18 protein-coding genes are annotated in these 15,953 nt (G+C 74.4%); 3 read left to right on the top strand and 15 right to left on the bottom strand.

Annotated elements, in window-relative coordinates; genetic code table 11:
* Positions 1–104: 104 nt before the first annotated feature.
* The 7 genes from lepB to rpsP form a co-directional block, all read right to left on the bottom strand.
* Positions 105–1,169 carry a signal peptidase I gene (gene lepB, locus ACI795_RS13420; protein ID WP_457076020.1) on the bottom strand — a complete coding sequence of 355 codons (1,065 nt, stop codon included), beginning with the start codon at positions 1,167–1,169 and terminating at the stop codon, positions 105–107.
* 144 nt (positions 1,170–1,313) lie between these two features.
* Positions 1,314–1,670 (bottom strand): 50S ribosomal protein L19, encoded by a 357-nt coding sequence (gene rplS, locus ACI795_RS13415; protein ID WP_457076019.1) that lies wholly within the window; start codon positions 1,668–1,670, stop codon positions 1,314–1,316.
* Between the two features lie 203 nt (positions 1,671–1,873).
* On the bottom strand, positions 1,874–2,374 hold the full coding sequence (locus tag ACI795_RS13410) for an NUDIX hydrolase (RefSeq protein ID WP_457076018.1): 501 nt from the start codon (positions 2,372–2,374) through the stop codon (positions 1,874–1,876).
* A 10-nt stretch (positions 2,375–2,384) separates the two neighbouring features.
* Complete coding sequence (trmD, locus tag ACI795_RS13405; RefSeq protein WP_457076017.1) at positions 2,385–3,131, bottom strand: tRNA (guanosine(37)-N1)-methyltransferase TrmD; 747 nt, start codon at positions 3,129–3,131, stop codon at positions 2,385–2,387.
* The gene (gene rimM / locus ACI795_RS13400; protein WP_457076073.1) at positions 3,128–3,640 is read right to left on the bottom strand and encodes a ribosome maturation factor RimM; all 513 of its coding nucleotides are present in this window, start codon (positions 3,638–3,640) and stop codon (positions 3,128–3,130) included. Before rimM ends, trmD begins: the two co-directional genes overlap by 4 nt.
* Positions 3,641–3,687: 47 nt before the next feature.
* The gene (locus ACI795_RS13395; protein WP_014742367.1) at positions 3,688–3,924 is read right to left on the bottom strand and encodes an RNA-binding protein; all 237 of its coding nucleotides are present in this window, start codon (positions 3,922–3,924) and stop codon (positions 3,688–3,690) included.
* A gap of 3 nt (positions 3,925–3,927) precedes the next feature.
* Positions 3,928–4,377, bottom strand: a complete 450-nt coding sequence (gene rpsP / locus ACI795_RS13390; protein WP_153362013.1) for a 30S ribosomal protein S16 — start codon at positions 4,375–4,377, stop codon at positions 3,928–3,930.
* Positions 4,378–4,532: 155 nt separating this feature from the next.
* On the opposite strand from rpsP, the gene ACI795_RS13385 reads away from it, so the two are divergent.
* Positions 4,533–4,835: a hypothetical protein gene (locus tag ACI795_RS13385; protein WP_457076016.1), complete on the top strand. Its 303-nt coding sequence runs from the start codon at positions 4,533–4,535 to the stop codon at positions 4,833–4,835.
* On the opposite strand, the gene ACI795_RS13380 is transcribed toward ACI795_RS13385, so the two are convergent.
* The 8 genes from ACI795_RS13380 to ACI795_RS13345 form a co-directional block, all read right to left on the bottom strand.
* Positions 4,799–5,170 (bottom strand): ribonuclease E inhibitor RraB, encoded by a 372-nt coding sequence (locus ACI795_RS13380; RefSeq protein WP_457076015.1) that lies wholly within the window; start codon positions 5,168–5,170, stop codon positions 4,799–4,801. The genes ACI795_RS13385 and ACI795_RS13380 overlap by 37 nt on opposite strands.
* A complete protein-coding gene (locus ACI795_RS13375; RefSeq protein WP_457076014.1) occupies positions 5,163–6,899 on the bottom strand; it encodes a proline--tRNA ligase in 1,737 nt (578 codons plus the stop codon). Before ACI795_RS13375 ends, ACI795_RS13380 begins: the two co-directional genes overlap by 8 nt.
* Before the next feature lie 190 nt (positions 6,900–7,089).
* Positions 7,090–8,175, bottom strand: a complete 1,086-nt coding sequence (locus tag ACI795_RS13370; protein ID WP_457076013.1) for an amidohydrolase family protein — start codon at positions 8,173–8,175, stop codon at positions 7,090–7,092.
* A gap of 4 nt (positions 8,176–8,179) precedes the next feature.
* Entirely contained in the window at positions 8,180–9,778 is a 1,599-nt protein-coding gene (gene ffh / locus ACI795_RS13365; protein WP_457076012.1) for a signal recognition particle protein, read from the bottom strand.
* Positions 9,779–9,944: 166 nt separating this feature from the next.
* The gene (locus tag ACI795_RS13360; RefSeq protein WP_457076011.1) at positions 9,945–10,127 is read right to left on the bottom strand and encodes a hypothetical protein; all 183 of its coding nucleotides are present in this window, start codon (positions 10,125–10,127) and stop codon (positions 9,945–9,947) included.
* Between the two features lie 105 nt (positions 10,128–10,232).
* Positions 10,233–12,602, bottom strand: coding sequence for a [protein-PII] uridylyltransferase (locus tag ACI795_RS13355; RefSeq protein WP_457076009.1), 2,370 nt, complete (start codon positions 12,600–12,602; stop codon positions 10,233–10,235).
* Positions 12,603–12,766: 164 nt separating this feature from the next.
* The gene (locus ACI795_RS13350) at positions 12,767–13,105 is read right to left on the bottom strand and encodes a P-II family nitrogen regulator (RefSeq protein ID WP_089304115.1); all 339 of its coding nucleotides are present in this window, start codon (positions 13,103–13,105) and stop codon (positions 12,767–12,769) included.
* Entirely contained in the window at positions 13,102–14,424 is a 1,323-nt protein-coding gene (locus tag ACI795_RS13345; RefSeq protein WP_457076008.1) for an ammonium transporter, read from the bottom strand. The genes ACI795_RS13350 and ACI795_RS13345 overlap by 4 nt, the downstream gene beginning before the upstream one ends.
* A gap of 416 nt (positions 14,425–14,840) precedes the next feature.
* On the opposite strand from ACI795_RS13345, the gene ACI795_RS13340 reads away from it, so the two are divergent.
* Together ACI795_RS13340 and ACI795_RS13335 are read left to right on the top strand one after the other, a co-directional pair.
* Positions 14,841–15,608 carry an energy-coupling factor ABC transporter permease gene (locus tag ACI795_RS13340; protein ID WP_457076007.1) on the top strand — a complete coding sequence of 256 codons (768 nt, stop codon included), beginning with the start codon at positions 14,841–14,843 and terminating at the stop codon, positions 15,606–15,608.
* Complete coding sequence (locus ACI795_RS13335) at positions 15,605–15,952, top strand: PDGLE domain-containing protein (protein ID WP_457076006.1); 348 nt, start codon at positions 15,605–15,607, stop codon at positions 15,950–15,952. The genes ACI795_RS13340 and ACI795_RS13335 overlap by 4 nt, the downstream gene beginning before the upstream one ends.
* Position 15,953: the final 1 nt, after the last annotated feature.

Raw genomic sequence — 15,953 nt, 5'->3', positions numbered from 1 at the left:
CGCGCAGATCCTGCCGAAAGGCACCGGAACGGCGTCGCAGGGAGTGCCCGCGGGACGGCGAGCCTGCTCGACAGCGGCTGGTGCGCGCCCCTCCGGTGGGGGCGTCAGCGGGCGGAGGAGCCCCGCGCCGGCCGGGTCTGCGCCGGCCGGCGGGCACGCCGCCAGCCGGTGCGCGGCGGACGCCGGGACGGGCCGGCCGCCCGTGCACCGCGTGACCTGCGCCGCCGGCGCCAGGCGGTCAGCGGCACGGCGCCGGCCAGTCCGAGCACGTAGGGCACCGCGACCGCAGCGGCACCCTGGACCGGCATACCGGCCGGAGTGGCAGCAGCCGCGTCGGCCTGGATGTCCGGGCTGTCGATGAGCCCGAAGCGGTCCAGCGGCCACACGATCAGCGCGGCCTTGCCGATGACGTCGTCCACCGCGATCGTGCCGGCGTACTCGTCGCCCATGTGGGCCTTGGAGTCGGCCGAGGCAGACCGGTGGTCGCCCATCACCCACAGCCGCCCCTCCGGCACGGTCACCGGGGTGAACTCCCGGCCGGCCGAGGTGCCGGTGCCCAACGGGGAGTTCTGGTGGATGTACGGCTCGTCCAGCGGCTGACCGTCGACCAGCACGCGGCCCTCCGGGTCGCAGCACTCGACCGTCTGTCCCTCGGTTGCGATCACCCGCTTGACGTAGTCGTCCTCGCTGGGCGGCGCGACCCCGATCGCCCGCCCCAGGGTCAGCAGCGCCCCGGAGAACCAGTTGCTGGGCTCCGCCACGGTGATCTCCGGGGACCAGGTGTCCGGCCCGCGGAAGACCACGACGTCACCGGGCTCGGGCTCGCCGAACCAGTAGGGCACCTTGTTGACCAGCACCCGGTCCCCCGTGCAGCCCGGGCAGCCGTGCAGCGTCTGCTCCATCGAGCCCGACGGGATGAAGAACGCCTGCACCAGGAAGGTCTTCACCAGCAAGGCCAGCACGAAGGCGATGACCAGCAGCACCGGCAGCTCGCGCAGCAGGGAGCCCTTCTTGGCCGGCGCGCGCCCCCTCCGCTGCCCCGCCGGCGCGCCGTCGGGCCCGGGGCCGCCGGACCGGCCGGCGCCTGCCTCCGGCGAGGACGGCGAGTCCGGGGTCGCGTCCCGCTCGGGACGGCCGGAGGACGAGTCGGTGGAGCCGTGCGTGCTCATCGTCGATCAGCGTACGGTCCGCGCGCCACCCCGCCCGGCAGAACGCCGGACCGCTGGCAACCTCACAGCTGCGCCACCCAGCCGGAGACGCGAACGGGCCGGCTGCCCGTGGCAGCCGGCCCGTTCGACGCGGAGACGCTGGGATCAGCGCGCGACGACCTCGCGCTTCTCCTTGATCTTGGCGGCCTTGCCGCGCAGCTCACGCAGGTAGTACAGCTTCGCCCGGCGGACGTCACCGCGGGTGAGCACCTCGATCTGCTCGACGACCGGGGTGTGCACCGGGAAGGTGCGCTCCACGCCGACCCCGAAGCTGACCTTGCGGACGGTGAAGGTCTCGCGGATCCCGCCGCCCTGGCGCCGGATGATGACGCCCTGGAAGACCTGGACGCGCGAGCGGTTGCCCTCGATGACCCGCACGTGCACCTTCACGGTGTCCCCGGGGCGGAAGTCGGGGATGTCGTTGCGCAGCGACGCAGCGTCGAGGGCGTCCAGGGTGTTCATCGCAGCAGTCCTCAGATCTAGGGAACTCGTCGTGTAACGGGCAGCGGGGTCCCGGTGAGTCCGTACCGGGGGGCCGCGCTCCACCACCCGCGACGCCGTCCATGACCTCGTGCAGGACGTTGTCACGGGGCGTCGTCGTCAGGTGCGGAGCCACCATCGACAGGAGCCGACGGCGTGCAGCAGCTCTCTACTGTGCCACATCTTCAGCTGACGATGCGCGGCGGGCCCGTCCACGGGCCGGCCAGCAGCGGCGGGAGCGCCACCGGGAGCTGCTGCGGAGCGAAGGCCACCCCGCCGGCGGCGATCTCCGCCGCGGTCCACCAGCGGTGCGGCTCGTCGGCGAGCAGCTCCAGCTCGGTGCGCCCGGCGACGTCGACCTCGTGCCGGACGTCGCGCAGCACGAAGAAGGTCTCCCGCGAGTCGATCAGCTGCTCGCCCCACCGGCCCAGGTGCCGGCGCAGCCACACCGGGCCCTCGAGGTCGGCGGGGTCGGCGTGCAGTCCGGTCTCCTCGGCGAGCTCCCGGACGGCGGCCGTGCGCAGGTCCTCGCCGTCCTCCACTCCCCCGCCGGGCGTGTACCAGAACAGCACCTCGCCGGGGACGGCGTCCGGGCCGGTGAGCCGCGCGCCGAGCAACAGCACGCGCTGGGCCGGGTCGAGCACCAGCACGCGCGCCGTCGGCCGCACCCAGGGCCGGTCCGTCACGGCTGGGTCCTCACGGCTGGGGGTCGGCGTCCAGCGCGGCCCGGTCGGCCGGCGACAGCGCCTCGGCCGGCAGCGCGGCGAGCAGGTCGGGACGGCGGTCGGCGGTGCGCCGGAGTGACTGCGCGCGTCGCCAGCGGGCGATCGCCGCGTGGTCGCCGGAGAGCAGCACGGGCGGAACGTCCTGGCCACGCCAGCTGGCCGGGCGGGTGTACGAGGGCCCTTCGAGCAGGCCGTCGGCGTGCGAGTCGAACTCGACCGACTCGGCGTTGCCGACGACGCCGGGGATCAGCCGGGTGACCGCTTCGACCATGACCAACACCGCGGACTCCCCGCCGGCGAGGACGTAGTCACCGATGGAGACCTCCGAGACGGGACCGGCCGAGGCCGCCCAGTCCGCGACCCGCTGGTCGATGCCCTCGTAGCGGCCGCAGGCGAAGACCAGGCCGGGTTCGGTGGCCCACTCGGCGGCGACCGCCTGGGTGAAGGGCCGGCCCGCCGGGGTCGGCACGACCAGCCGGGTGCCCGGCGGCCGGACCTCCTCGAGCGCCCGGGCCCAGGGCTCGGGGCGCATGACCATGCCGGGGCCGCCGCCGTAGGGGGCGTCGTCGACCGTGCGGTGGACGTCGTCGGTCCACTGCCGCAGGTCGTGCACCCCGATGCTGACCAGCCCGCGCTCGGCGGCCTTGCCCAGCAGCGACTGGCGCAGCGGCGCGAGGTACTCGGGGAAGATCGAGACGACGTCGACGCGGAAGCTCACAGGTCGAGCAGCCCCTCGGGCGGGTCGACGACGAGCCGGCCACCGGCGACGTCGACCGTCGGCACCATGGCCGCGACGAACGGCACGAGCAGCTCGCGGCCGTCGGTGCGCCGCACGACCAGCAGCTCGGCGCCCTCGTGCTGTACGGCGGTCACCTCGCCCAGCGGCGTCCCGTCGGTGAGCTCGGCGGCCAGGCCGATCAGCTGGTGGTCGTAGAAGGAGTCCGGCTCGTCGAGCTCCGGGAGCGCGTCGACCGGGACGAGCAGCTGCGTGTTGCGCAGTGCGTCCGCGGCCTCGCGGTCGGCGATCACCGTGCCGTCGGGCCGGGACAGGGTGAGCAGCAGCGTGCCGCTGTGCCAGCGCATCCCCGCGACGGTGAGCGGGCCGCGGGACGGCGGGTCGGTGAGCAGCACCGACCCGGGGGCGAACCGCAGGTCGGGATCGTCGGTGCGCACCTCGACGGTCACCTGACCACGGACACCGTGGGGCCGGCCGATGCGGCCGACCACCACGGTGTCGGGGTGTGCGGGGGTGGCGCCTGCGGCGCCGGGAGTGCTCAGCGCCCGTCGGTGTCGACGACGTCGACCCGAAGGCCGCGGCCGCCGACACCGGTCATGACCTGGCGCAGCGCCTTGGCGGTGCGCCCGCCGCGGCCGATGACCTTGCCGAGGTCGTCGGGGTGCACCCGGACCTCCAGGGTCTTGCCGCGGCGGCCGTTGACCAGGTCGACCACGACGTCGTCGGGGTTGTCGACGATGCCCTTGACCAGGTGCTCGAGCGCTTCTTCGAGCACGTCTTACTCGGCAGCAGGCGTCTCGGCGGCGTCCGCGGCCGGGGCGTCGGCAGCGGCGTCGGCCTTGGGGGCGGCCTTCTTGCGCGGGGTGGTCGCCTCGGTCGTCGGCTCGTCGGCGGCGGCGCGGGCGGCCTCCTCGTAGAGGGCCTTCTTGTCCGGCTTCGGGGCCGCGACCTTCATCGGGGCCGGAGCCGGCTCGCCCTTGAACTTCTGCCAGTCACCGGTGACCCGGAGGATGGCGGCGACGGCCTCGGTCGGCTGGGCGCCGACACCGAGCCAGTACTGCGCGCGCTCGCTGTCGACCTCGATGAAGGACGGGTCCTCCTTCGGGTGGTACTTGCCGATCGTCTCGATCGAGCGACCGTCCCGCTTGGTGCGGGCGTCGGCGACGACGATGCGGTAGTACGGCGCGCGCATCTTGCCCAGGCGCATGAGCTTGATCTTGGTGGCCACGGTGTGTGGTGTGCTCCTCGAACGTGTGTGGTTGCCCGCCGGACGGTCGCGTGGGGGTACGCCGGGGCGAGGCGATGGACACGGGCGGGGATGGTGAGAGGGCCACCCGCCGCCGTGTTCGACAGACCATGATGCCAGACGCGAGGGAAGAGCTCATGACCGCTGCCGGACCCCTGCACCGCATCGAGCTCTGGGTGCCCGATCTCGCCCGTGCGGAACGATCCTGGGGGTGGCTGCTGACCGCCCGGCACGACCGGTGCGCACCGGGGCCGAACCACCTCGCGTTCACCGTGACCGGTGATCTGGTCCGGCCCCGTCCAGAGGCTCGCGGCGAGCTAGCGAGCCGTGAGGAGGACGGGGCCCTTCAACCCTTCACCGGCGGCCCGGACCACCGGGCCGCCTACCTCGCGGACGCTGACGGCTACGAGGTGGAGCTCGTCGCCTCGCCCGGCTCCTGAGGCGGGACGAGGAACCCGCCCCAGCCGTCGTAGCGGCCGCCGTGCCGCCCGACGATGCCGACCACCTCACGGGTGAAGCCGGCCGCGGTCTCGTGGTCGACCGCCGTCATGGCGCTGAACTCGAGCCACACGGTGAGCAGCCGGCGGTACAGCCCGTCGACCCGGTAGCCGGCCCCGGTGAGCTCCTCCCCGGCCGCCACCGCCGCCCTCCGGCTCCGGAAGGCGGCGGTGTGGTCGATCGGCCGGGGCGCGTGGACCTGGTCGCCGTGGCCGAGGTTGGCCTCGACCGTCTCGGCGGTCAGCCGCAGCTGCTCGTCGAGCGACCGCTCAGCCACGGACGGCGGCGAGGACCGCGTCGACCGCCTCGGCCACGGCGACCTCGGACCGCTCCCCCGTCGCCCGGTCGCGCACCTCGATGACACCGTCGGCCAGCCCGCGCCCGACGGTGACGATCGTCGGCATCCCGAGCAGCTCGGCGTCCTTGAACTTGACCCCGGGCGACACCTTCGGCCGGTCGTCGAAGAGCACCGTGACACCGGCGTCGACCAACTGGCCGGCGAGGGACTCGGCGTACTCGAAGACGGCGGCGTCCTTGCCGGTGGCCACCAGGTGGACGTCGGCCGGCGCGACCGACCGCGGCCAGCGCAGGCCCAGCTCGTCGTGGGTGGACTCGGCGATCGCGGCCACCGCCCGGGAGACCCCGATGCCGTAGGACCCCATGGTGACGGTGACGAGCTTGCCGTTCTCGTCGAGCACCTTCAGGTCCAGCGCCTCGGCGTACTTGCGGCCCAGCTGGAAGATGTGGCCCATCTCCACGCCCCGGGCCAGCTCCAGCGGACCGGAGCCGTCGGGCGCCGGGTCGCCGGGGCGCACCTCGGCGGCCTCGATGGTGCCGTCCCAGGTGAAGTCGCGCCCGGCCACCAGGTCGAACACGTGCTTGCCCGGCTCGTTGGCGCCGGTGATCCAGCGGGTGCCCGGCACGACCCGCGGGTCGACCAGGTAGCGGATGCCGGTCTTGCTCTCGCTGCCCAGCACCTGCGGGCCGATGTAGCCCTTGACCAGGTCGGGGTGGGCGGCGAAGTCGGTGAACGGCTCGACCTCGGCCGGGCTCACCTGCGCCTCCAGCCGCTTGGCGTCGACCTCCCGGTCGCCGGGCAGGCCGATGACCAGCGGCTCCCGGGTGCCGTCGGGGTGCACGAGCGTGACGACCACGTTCTTCAGCGTCGACGCGGCGGTGTACCCGGCGTCGGGGAAGAGCTGGTTGGCCGCCGCCACGAGCGTCTCGATGGTCGGGGTGTCGGGGGTGTCCTCGACGTGCGCGTCGGGCAGGCCGTCGAACGGCACGGCCTCGGGAACGACGGTGCTGACCGCCTCCACGTTGGCCGCGTACCCGCCGGGCGAGCGCACGAAGGTGTCCTCCCCGATCGAGGTCGGGTGCAGGAACTCCTCGCTCTTCGACCCGCCCATCGCCCCGGACATCGCCGAGACGATCACGTACTCCAGGCCGAGCCGGTCGAAGATCCGGATGTAGGCCGCGCGGTGCGCCTGGTAAGAGCGCTCGAGGCCGGCGTCGTCGACGTCGAAGGAGTAGCTGTCCTTCATGGTGAACTCGCGGCCGCGGAACAGCCCGGCCCGGGGCCGCGCCTCGTCCCGGTACTTGGTCTGGATCTGGTACAGCGAGAGGGGCAGGTCCTTGTAGGAGCCGTAGAGGTCCTTCACCAGGAGGGTGAACATCTCCTCGTGGGTGGGGCCGAGCAGGAAGTCGTTGCCCCGCCGGTCCTGCAGCCGGAAGAGGTTCGGGCCGTACTCGGTCCAGCGGCCGGTCGCCTCGTAGGGCTCCCGCGGCAGCAGCGCCGGGAAGTGCACCTCCTGCGCCCCCATCGCGTCCATCTCCTCGCGGACGATGCGCTCGACGTTGCGGAACACCCGCCAGCCCAGCGGCAGCCAGGTGAAGCCGCCGGGCGCAGCGCGCCGGATGTAGCCGCCCCGGGCGAGCAGCCGGTGGCTGGGGACCTCGGCGTCGGCCGGGTCGTCGCGCAGCGTGCGCAGGAACAGGGAGGACATCCGAAGGAGCACGGGAGGAGTGTCCCAGGCGTCCGCGGGACGCCGTCCAGGGGTTTGCGAGCTCCCGACCTCCGGGCGGAGGTGGCTCCGGCGCGGGGGCCGGAGGCTCCCCGCCGGGGACGCCAGCAGCGGCTCCACGGACCGGGGAACGGCTCCTGGTCGCGGTGTCGCCCGGAGGGTGACGGGGTGCTCAGCCGACGACGCGGCCGCGGAGCACCAGTCGTTGCGGTCGCTGCAACGTGTCCAGCTCGGCGCGGGGGTCGGCCGCGTAGACGACGAGGTCGGCCGGTGCCCCCTCGGCGATGCCGGGCAGGCCCAGCCACTCCCGCGCCGCCCAGGAGGCCGCGGCGACCGCCGCCTCCGCGGGCAGGCCGGCGGCGTGCAGCGCCCGCACCTCGTCGGCGATCACCCCGTGGTCGATGCCGCCGCCGGCGTCGGTGCCCGCGAACACCGGCACCCCGGCCTCGTACGCGGCGCGCACGACCGCGCCGGCCCGTGCGTACAGCCGCCGCATCGTCGAGGCGTAGGCGGGGAACTTCTTCTCCCCCGCCGCCGCGAAGCCGGGGAAGTTTTCCACGTTGACCAGCGTCGGGACGACGGCGGTGCCGCGCGCCGCCATCTCCCCCACCAGCTCCTCGGTCAGCCCGCTGCCGTGCTCGATGCAGTCGATGCCGGCGCCGATGAGGTCGGGCAGCGCCTCGGTGCCGAAGGTGTGGGCGGTGACCCGGGCGCCCTCCTCGTGGGCGGCGGCGATCGCCGCGGCGACGACGTCGGCCGGCCACTCCGGGGCGAGGTCGCCCACGCCGCGGTCGATCCAGTCACCGACCAGCTTCACCCAGCCGTCACCGCGCCGGGCCTGCACCCGGACCTGCTCGACGAGGTCGCCCGGCTCCAGCTCGAGGGCGAGCCCGGGGATGTAGCGCCGGGTCGCGGCCAGGTGCCGGCCGGCCCGGATGACCCGGGGAAGGTCCTCGTGCTCGTCCAGCACCCGGGTGTCGACCGGTGATCCGCAGTCACGCAGCAGCAGCACGCCGGCGTCCCGCTCGGTCAGCGCCTGGGCGCGCAGCCCGTCCAGGTCGCCGATGTGCGCACCGCCGTGCCCGAGCCCGACGTGGCAGTGCGCGTCGACCAGGCCCGGCAGCACGAACCCGCCGCGGCTGACCGTCTGGGCGCCGGCGACGGGCTCGAAGGTGATCCGCCCGCCCCGCACCCACAGGTCGCGGTGCTCCCCCTCGGGGAGGACCACGCCGGACAGGTGCAGGGCGGGGGCGGTCACCGGTTCAGCGGCCCCCGTCCTTGAACGGACCGTCCTTGAACTGGCTGAAGTCGAGCTTGGACAGGTCGGGCAGGGCCTGGCCGGGCGGGAGCCCGGGCAGGCCACCGGGCGGCTGGCCGCCGGGGAGCTGGCCGGGCATCCCACCGGGGAAGCCGCCCGTGGCGCCGGGGGCGCCGATCGGCCGCCGCGCCGGGCCGCCCTTGGCCTTCCCCTTGCCCTTCTTCCCCTTGCCGCGCGCCTGGACCTGGTTCTGCCGGCCGCGCTGCTTCTTCGACATCGGGCCCATGCCGGGCATGCCCATGCTGCCGGCCATCTGGCCCATCATCTTCTGCGCCTGGGCGAACCGCTCCAGCAGCTGGTTGACGTCGGTGACGCTCATCCCGGAGCCGTTCGCGATGCGCACCCGGCGTGACGCGTTGATGATCTTGGGGTTGACCCGCTCGGCCGGCGTCATGGACCGGATGATCGCCGCGGTGCGGTCCAGGTCGCGCTCGTCGACCTGCTTGAGCTGCTCCTTCATCTGCCCCGCGCCGGGCAGCATCCCCAGCAGGTTGGCGATCGGCCCCATCTTGCGGATCGCCATCATCTGCTCGAGGAAGTCCTCGAGGGTGAACCCCTCGCGGGCGGCGAGCTTGCCGGCCATCCGCTCGGCCTGGTCGGCGTCGAACGCCTGCTCGGCCTGCTCGATGAGGGTGAGCACGTCGCCCATGCCGAGGATGCGCGAGGCCATCCGCTCGGGGTGGAAGACGTCGAAGTCGGCCAGCTTCTCGCCGGTGGAGGCGAACATGATCGGCTGGCCGGTGACGTGCCGGACCGAGAGCGCGGCGCCACCGCGGGCGTCACCGTCGAGCTTGGTGAGCACCACGCCGGAGAAGCCGACGCCCTCCTGGAACGCGGTGGCCGTGGTGACCGCGTCCTGACCGATCATCGCGTCGACGACGAAGAGGGTCTCGTCGGGCTGCACGGCGTCGCGGATGCCGGCCGCCTGGGCCATCAGCTCCGCGTCGATGCCCAGCCGGCCGGCGGTGTCGACGACGACGACGTCGTGCATCGTGCGCCGCGCGTGGTCGATCGACTCGCGGGCCACCGCGATCGGGTCGCCGACGCCGTTGCCCGGGGCGGGGGCGAAGACGTCGACGCCGGCCTGGCCGGCGACCACGGACAGCTGCTGGACCGCGTTGGGGCGCTGCAGGTCGCAGGCGACCAGCAGCGGGGTGTGCCCCTGGGCCTTGAGCCAGCGGCCCAGCTTGCCCGCCAGCGTGGTCTTACCGGCGCCCTGCAGACCCGCGAGCATGATCACCGTCGGCGACTGCTTGGCGTAGCGGATCCGCCGGGTCTCGCCGCCGAGGATGCCGATGAGCTCCTCGTTGACGATCTTGATCATCTGCTGCGCGGGGTTCAGCGCCTGGGAGACCTCGGCGCCGCGCGCCCGCTCCTTGACCGAGGCGATGAAGGCGCGGACGACCGGCAGGGCGACGTCGGCCTCGAGCAGGGCGATCCGGATCTCGCGCGCGGTGGCGTCGATGTCCTCGTCGGAGAGCCGGCCCTTGCCGCGCAGACCGGTGAAGACCTTGTCCAGGCGGTCGGAGAGGGTCTCGAACACAACACGTCCTCAAGCAGTCGGGCGCGCAGCCGCCGCCGGAGTCCCGGACGGCTCGGCTCGGGCGCCCGGGGCCACCCCGGGGCCGTCACGCCACCTGTACCCACCCTAAGGCCCCTCCGCAGGGGCCCGCCGCCAACGCGGTCCCGCCGGGGGGCAGGGGCCCTCCTCAGGCGGCGCGCCGCCGCTCCCCCGCTGCGACGTCGCCGTTCACGATGGCCGCGCCGCAGTCGACGCACAGCCACTCCGGGCACTCGCCGCCGTCCTCGGTGTGCCCGTCGACGCACGGCGGCTGCTCGAACCGGGTGTCGTGCCCGCACCCCACACAGGGCCAGGTCGGCAGCTCGCTCACGAGAGTTCCCCTTCCGTCGGTCTCACGTCGCCGGTCGTCGTCCGGCACGTGCACCGTGCCACGAGCCGCCGACAGAACCGGCGGACCGGCCGGACGCGGCGCCGCTCATCCGTCGCGGCCGGGCAGCCCGGCGGGGTCGCGGACCTCACCGCGCGCGGCGGCCACCAGTGCCCGCTCGGCGCGTTCCCGCTGGCCGGCGTCGATGGGGGTGCCGCTGGGGTCGGCGACGTAGAAGGCGTCGACGGCGTCCGCCCCGAGCGTCTCGATGGTGGCCGAACTCACGTCCAGCCCGGCCTCGGCCAGCGCTGCGGTGAGCCGGTGCAGCAGCCCGGCGCGGTCGGTGGCGCGCACCTCGACCAGTCCGGTGACCCCGGTGGCCTCGGCGTCGAACCAGGAGATCCGCGGCGGGCGCCCCGGCGCGCGGTCCTGGCTGTAGTCGTGCTCCCGCTGACGCAGCCGCTCGGCCAGCGGCAGGGTGCCCTCCAGCGCGGCGCGGACGCCGTCGGCGAGGATCTCCGGCACCGGAGCCCGGCCGAACCGGGGCCGGACGGCGAACACCTGCGTGGCGTGCCGGCCCTGCACGCTCACCCGGGCGGCCCGCACGTCGAGCTGGTTGAGCGCCAGCACGCCTGCGCACAGGCTGAACAGGCCGGGCCGGTCCGGCGCGCCGATGGTGATCTGCTGACCGTCGAGCACGTCCTCCACGCCCACCGTGACCGGCTCCGTGGGGCCGGGGATCTCCGGGGCGGGCGCGGTCACCGACGGCTCGGTGGGTTCCAGCACCGGCTCCGGCGTCGCCGTGCTGCCCAGCCGGGCGGCCACCCGGGCCACCAGCGCGGCGACCAGGTGGGCCTTCCACGGTGACCACGCGGAGGCGCTGGTGGCCGCGCCGTCGGCCTGGGACAGCGCGTGCAGCAACTGCAGCAGGGCGGCGTCGCCGTCGATCGCCTCGACCACCCGGTCGACGGTCAGCGGGTCATCCAGGTCGCGGCGGGTCGCGACGTCGGGCAGGAGCAGGTGGTGGCGCACCATCGCGACCAGGGTGGCGACGTCCGGCGGGCTGAACCCCATCCGGGCGGCCACCTCCCCGACGACGACCACGCCGACCTCGGTGTGGTCACCGGGCCAGCCCTTGCCGATGTCGTGCAACAGCGCCCCGACCAGCAGCAGGTCGGGGCGGTCGACGTCCCGGGTGAGCTCCGCGGCCGCGGCGGCCGCCTCGACGAGGTGCCGGTCGACGGTGAACCGGTGCCACGGGTGCCGCTGGGGCAGCGACCGCACCCGGTCCCACTCCGGCAGCATCCGGGACAGCAGGCCCTCCTGGTCCAGCTGCTCCAGCACCGGGACGGCGCTGCGGCCGCTGGCCAGCAGGCGGAGGAACGACCAGCGCACCTCCGGCGGCCACGGCTCGGGCAGCGACGGGGCGTGCGCGGCCAGGACCTTGAGCGTGTAGGGCGACAGCAGCAGGTCGGCCCGGGCGGCCGCGGCGGCGCCGCGCAGCACCAGGCCGGGATCGGCGGCCGGCCGGGCGTCGCGGGCCAGCACCACCTCGTCCCCCTGCCGCACCAGCCCCTCGGCCAGTGGCTCCCGGCGCACCCGCCGGTAACGGGCCCGTGGCCGGCGGACCATCGAGGCGTCCACCCGGCGCCAGGTCTCGTCGGCGACGAACGCCAGCCGGCGGCCGGCCAGGCTCACCTGGCGCAGGAGTGCGTCGTCGTCGCCCAGACCGAGTGCCTCGGCGACCGGCCGCTGCTCCTGCCGGACCAGCACGTCGGTCGCCCGGCCGGTGTGGGCGCGCAGGGCGTCGCGGACGTCGAGCAGCAGCGCGTAGGCCTCCCCCGCGTCGTCCTGGGGCTGGTCGGCCAGCTGGGCGGCGGCCAGCGCGCGCAGCACCTGCCCCTCCCGCATGCCCCCGTAGGCCTCCTTGAGGTCGGGCTCGAGCAGGAAGCCCAACTCCCCGACCTGCCGGCCACGGGTCCGCCGCAGGTCCCGCAGCTCGGGCAGCAGGCGCCCGGCGTGCTGGCGCCAGCAGGCCAGGGTGGCGGCGCGCAGCGCGGTGCTCACCTCCGGGTCGCCGGCCACGTGGCGCACGTCGAGCAGGCCGAACCCGGCCTTGACGTCGTCCCCGGCGACCGCGACCGCCTCCGCCACGGTGCGCACGGAGTGGTCCAGGCGCACCCCGGCGTCCCAGATCGGGTACCAGAGCGCGTCGGCCAGCGCGGCGATCTCCGGCCGGCCGTCGTGCACGAGGACCAGGTCCAGGTCACCGTGCGGGGGCAGTTCACGCCGGCCCAGGCTGCCGACCGCGACCAGTGCCACGCCCTGCTCCGCCGGCGCCGCCGGCGGGGCCCCACGCCGGCCAGGCGGACGCGGGGTGCCGGCCAGCGCCTCGGCGAGGAGGCCGGCCAGCCAGGTGTCCACCGCCTGGACGCGCTCGGCGCGGGGCAGGTGGGGCAGGGCGTCGGAGTCGAGCACGCGGCACCTCTCGCGGTGGTCGGGGCGGGGGCGGGTGGAGAGCGGGCCGGGAGAAACGCGTCGGCCGGGGCGGTGGGTCACCCCACCGCCCCGGCCGACGTCAGCTCGGCCCCGTCCCGAGGCTCACCCGAGCATGCGAGGGGTGAGGAGGACGGGGTCCTTTCTCAGAGCGCGTCGGCCCCGCGCTCTCCGGTGCGGACCCGGACGATCTCGTCGATCGTCGTGACCCACACCTTGCCGTCGCCGATCTGCCCGGTCGAGGCGGCCTCGACGATCGCGTCGACCACCCGGGCGGCCTCGACCTCGCCGACGACGACCTCGATCCGGACCTTCGGCACGAAGTCGACCTGGTACTCCGCCCCGCGGTAGACCTCGGTGTGGCCCCGCTGCCGGCCGAACCCCTGGACCTCGCTCACGGTGAGACCGGCGATGCCGATCAGCTCCAGGGCGTTCTTGACGTCGTCGAGCTTGAACGGCTTGACGATGGCGGTGACGAGCTTCATGCCCGGCTCCCTTCCGTGTTGCGCGCCTCGGCGCGTGCCTGGCCGCCCAGGGGCGCGGTGCTGCCACCGCCGCCCAGGGAGGCGAAGTCGTACCCGGACTCAGCGTGCACCACGGTGTCGATGCCGGTGACCTCGTCCTCCTCGGTGAGCCGGAAGCCGATCGTCTTCTGGATCGCGTAGCCGATGATCAGCGTCACGAAGAAGGAGAAGGCCAGCACCGCCAGCGCGCCGACGACCTGCCGCCACAGCTGGTCGACGCCGCCGCCGTAGAAGAGGCCGTCGACCGCGGCCGGGGCGTCGGCGGTGGCCAGGAAGCCGATGGCGATGGTGCCCCAGAGACCACCGACCAGGTGGACACCGACGACGTCGAGGGAGTCGTCGTAGCCGAGCTTGAACTTCAGGCCCACGGCCAGGGCGCAGAGCGCACCGGCGACCACACCGATGATGATCGCGCCGATCGGCGAGACCGCCGAGCAGGCCGGGGTGATGGCCACCAGGCCGGCCACCACACCCGAGGCACCACCCAGCGAGGTGGAGTGCCCGTCCCGGATCTTCTCGACCAGCAGCCAGCCCAGCACCGCGGCACCCGTGGCGACCAGCGTGTTCACCCAGGCCACCGAGGCGGTGTTGTCCGCGGCGAGGGCGGAGCCGGCGTTGAAGCCGAACCAGCCGAACCACAGCAGACCGGCGCCGATCATCACCAGCGGCAGGTTGTGCGGCCGCATCGCGTCCCGGCCGAAGCCGCGGCGCTTGCCGAGGACCAGCGCCAGCGCGAGGCCGGCCGCACCGGCGTTGATGTGCACCGCGGTGCCGCCGGCGAAGTCGATGGCGGCGAGGTCGTTGGCGATCCAGCCGCCCACGACGTCGTCGCCGTCGAATGCGAACACCCAGTGCGCCACCGGGAAGTAGACGACCGTCGCCCAGATGCCGGCGAAGACCATCCAGGAGCCGAACCTCGCCCGGTCGGCGATCGCACCGGAGATCAGCGCGACGGTGATGATCGCGAAGACGGACTGGAAGCCGACGAACGCCATGGTCGGCAGCGCCGCGTCGGTGTCCTCCATCAGGCCGTTCAGCCCGAAGAACTCGAACGGGCTGCCGAGCAGGCCCGCCCCGATGTCGTCGCCGAAGGCGATCGAGTAGCCGTAGAGCACCCACAGCACGCTGATCAGGGCCAGCGCACCGAAGCTCATCATCATCATGTTGAGGACGCTCTTCGCGCGGACCATGCCGCCGTAGAAGAGTGCCAGGCCTGGGGTCATCAGCAGCACGAGCGCGGCGCTGGTGAGGATCCAGGCGGTGTTGCCGGTGTCGAGCACGGCAGCCTCCTGAGGGTGTCGTCGGCCATCGGCCGCAAGCGGGGGCCCGGGGGCCTCGGGGTCGACCACCGCCCGTGCGGGCAGCGGGTTGAGCCGGCGCCTCCATCGGAGGGCGACGCGCCGTGAACGGTGCCGACCCCGTGTTTCCGACGGCGGCGCCGACGTGTTTCGTGGTCGTGAACTCCGCTGCGCGTGTCGACCGGTTGTGTTCCAGTCGTGTTGCGGACACCCCGCCGGCCCCGGACGGTGGCGCCTCGAGTGCAGCACGTCACCTGCTCGCCAGCTCCCGGCCACCTTGTTGCAAGCCGGGTGCAACTGCGAGCAGTGTGCAATAAGGTCGGTCCCGCCGCGGCGCCGCGGCCGGCAGTGCCCAGGCCACCCCGGCCGGTGCACCACCCGACGTCCCGGAGGTCTGCGTGCACGTCCCCGATGGTTATCTCGACGCGGCCACCACCGCGGGCACCGCGGCAGTCGCCGCCGCCGGCATCGCGCTGGCCCTGCGCGGTTCCCGCCGGGAGCTGGACGAACGGACCGCGCCGATGGCCGGCCTCACCGCCGCCTTCGTCTTCGCCGTCCAGATGATGAACTTCCCGATCGCCTACGGCACCAGCGGCCACCTGATCGGTGGCGCGCTCACCGCGGTCCTGGTCGGCCCCTGGACGGCGGTGCTGGGCATGACCGTCGTCCTGCTGGTGCAGGCGCTGGTCTTCGCCGACGGCGGGCTCACCGCCCTGGGCACGAACGTCACGCTGATGGCGCTGGTCGCCGTCGCGGTCGGGTACGGCGTCTTCGCCGGGCTGCGCCGGGTGCTGCCGGCCGGCCGCACCACGCTGCTGGCCGCGGCCGGGGTGGGTGCGTTCCTCTCGGTGCCCGTGGCGGCGCTGGTCTTCGCCGGCCTCTTCGGGCTCGGCGGGGTCGCCGACGTGTCGCTGGCGGCGGTCGCCGGCGCGATGGGCGGCGTGCACCTGCTGATCGGGCTGGGCGAGGCGGCGATCACCGTCGCCGTGCTCGGCGCGGTCCTCGCCGTCCGCCCGGACCTGGTCCGCGGTGCACGGCACCTGACCCGGTCGGCGACGACGCTGGCCCCGCGCCCGGAGACGGCCGGTCGGCCCCGCACCCCGAACACCACCGCGCCCCAGCCGGCCGCCGAGCCGGCGGTGCTCACCCCGACGGACGCCCGGTGACCGCGCCGCAGCGGCGCACCCGCGCCTTCCTGCTGGCCGGCCTGGTCGTCGCCCTGCTGGTCGCCGGGATCGGCAGCCACTACGCCAGCTCCGCCCCCGACGGCCTGGAGGCCACCGCCGCCGAGCAGGGCTTCGACCACACGGCGCAGGACAGCGCGGCCGCCGGCTCGCCGCTGGCCGACTACGGCACCGCGGGCATCGACGACCCCCGGCTCTCCGGTGGCCTGGCCGGCGTCGTCGGCGTGCTGCTGGTGCTGGTGCTGGCCGGCGGGCTGACGCTGGTGCTGCGCCGCCGGAGCTCGTCCGCGGACCACGAGCGGGCGCCCGCGTCCCAGCACGACTGAG

This window comes from Modestobacter sp. SYSU DS0290, assembly GCF_054050955.1.
Note: the sequence above shows the minus strand (reverse complement) of the source record. Positions and strands in the feature narration are given on the sequence as shown.

Bases quoted from the DNA above. Each gene is read 5' to 3' on its own strand.
- rplS (WP_457076019.1), bottom strand. From the start codon at position 1,670: ATGAACACCCTGGACGCCCTCGACGCTGCGTCGCTGCGCAACGACATC.
- ACI795_RS13375 (WP_457076014.1), bottom strand. From the start codon at position 6,899: ATGTCCTCCCTGTTCCTGCGCACGCTGCGCGACGACCCGGCCGACGCC.
- ACI795_RS13385 (WP_457076016.1), top strand. From the start codon at position 4,533: ATGACCGCTGCCGGACCCCTGCACCGCATCGAGCTCTGGGTGCCCGAT.
- lepB (WP_457076020.1), bottom strand. From the start codon at position 1,169: ATGAGCACGCACGGCTCCACCGACTCGTCCTCCGGCCGTCCCGAGCGG.
- ACI795_RS13350 (WP_089304115.1), bottom strand. From the start codon at position 13,105: ATGAAGCTCGTCACCGCCATCGTCAAGCCGTTCAAGCTCGACGACGTC.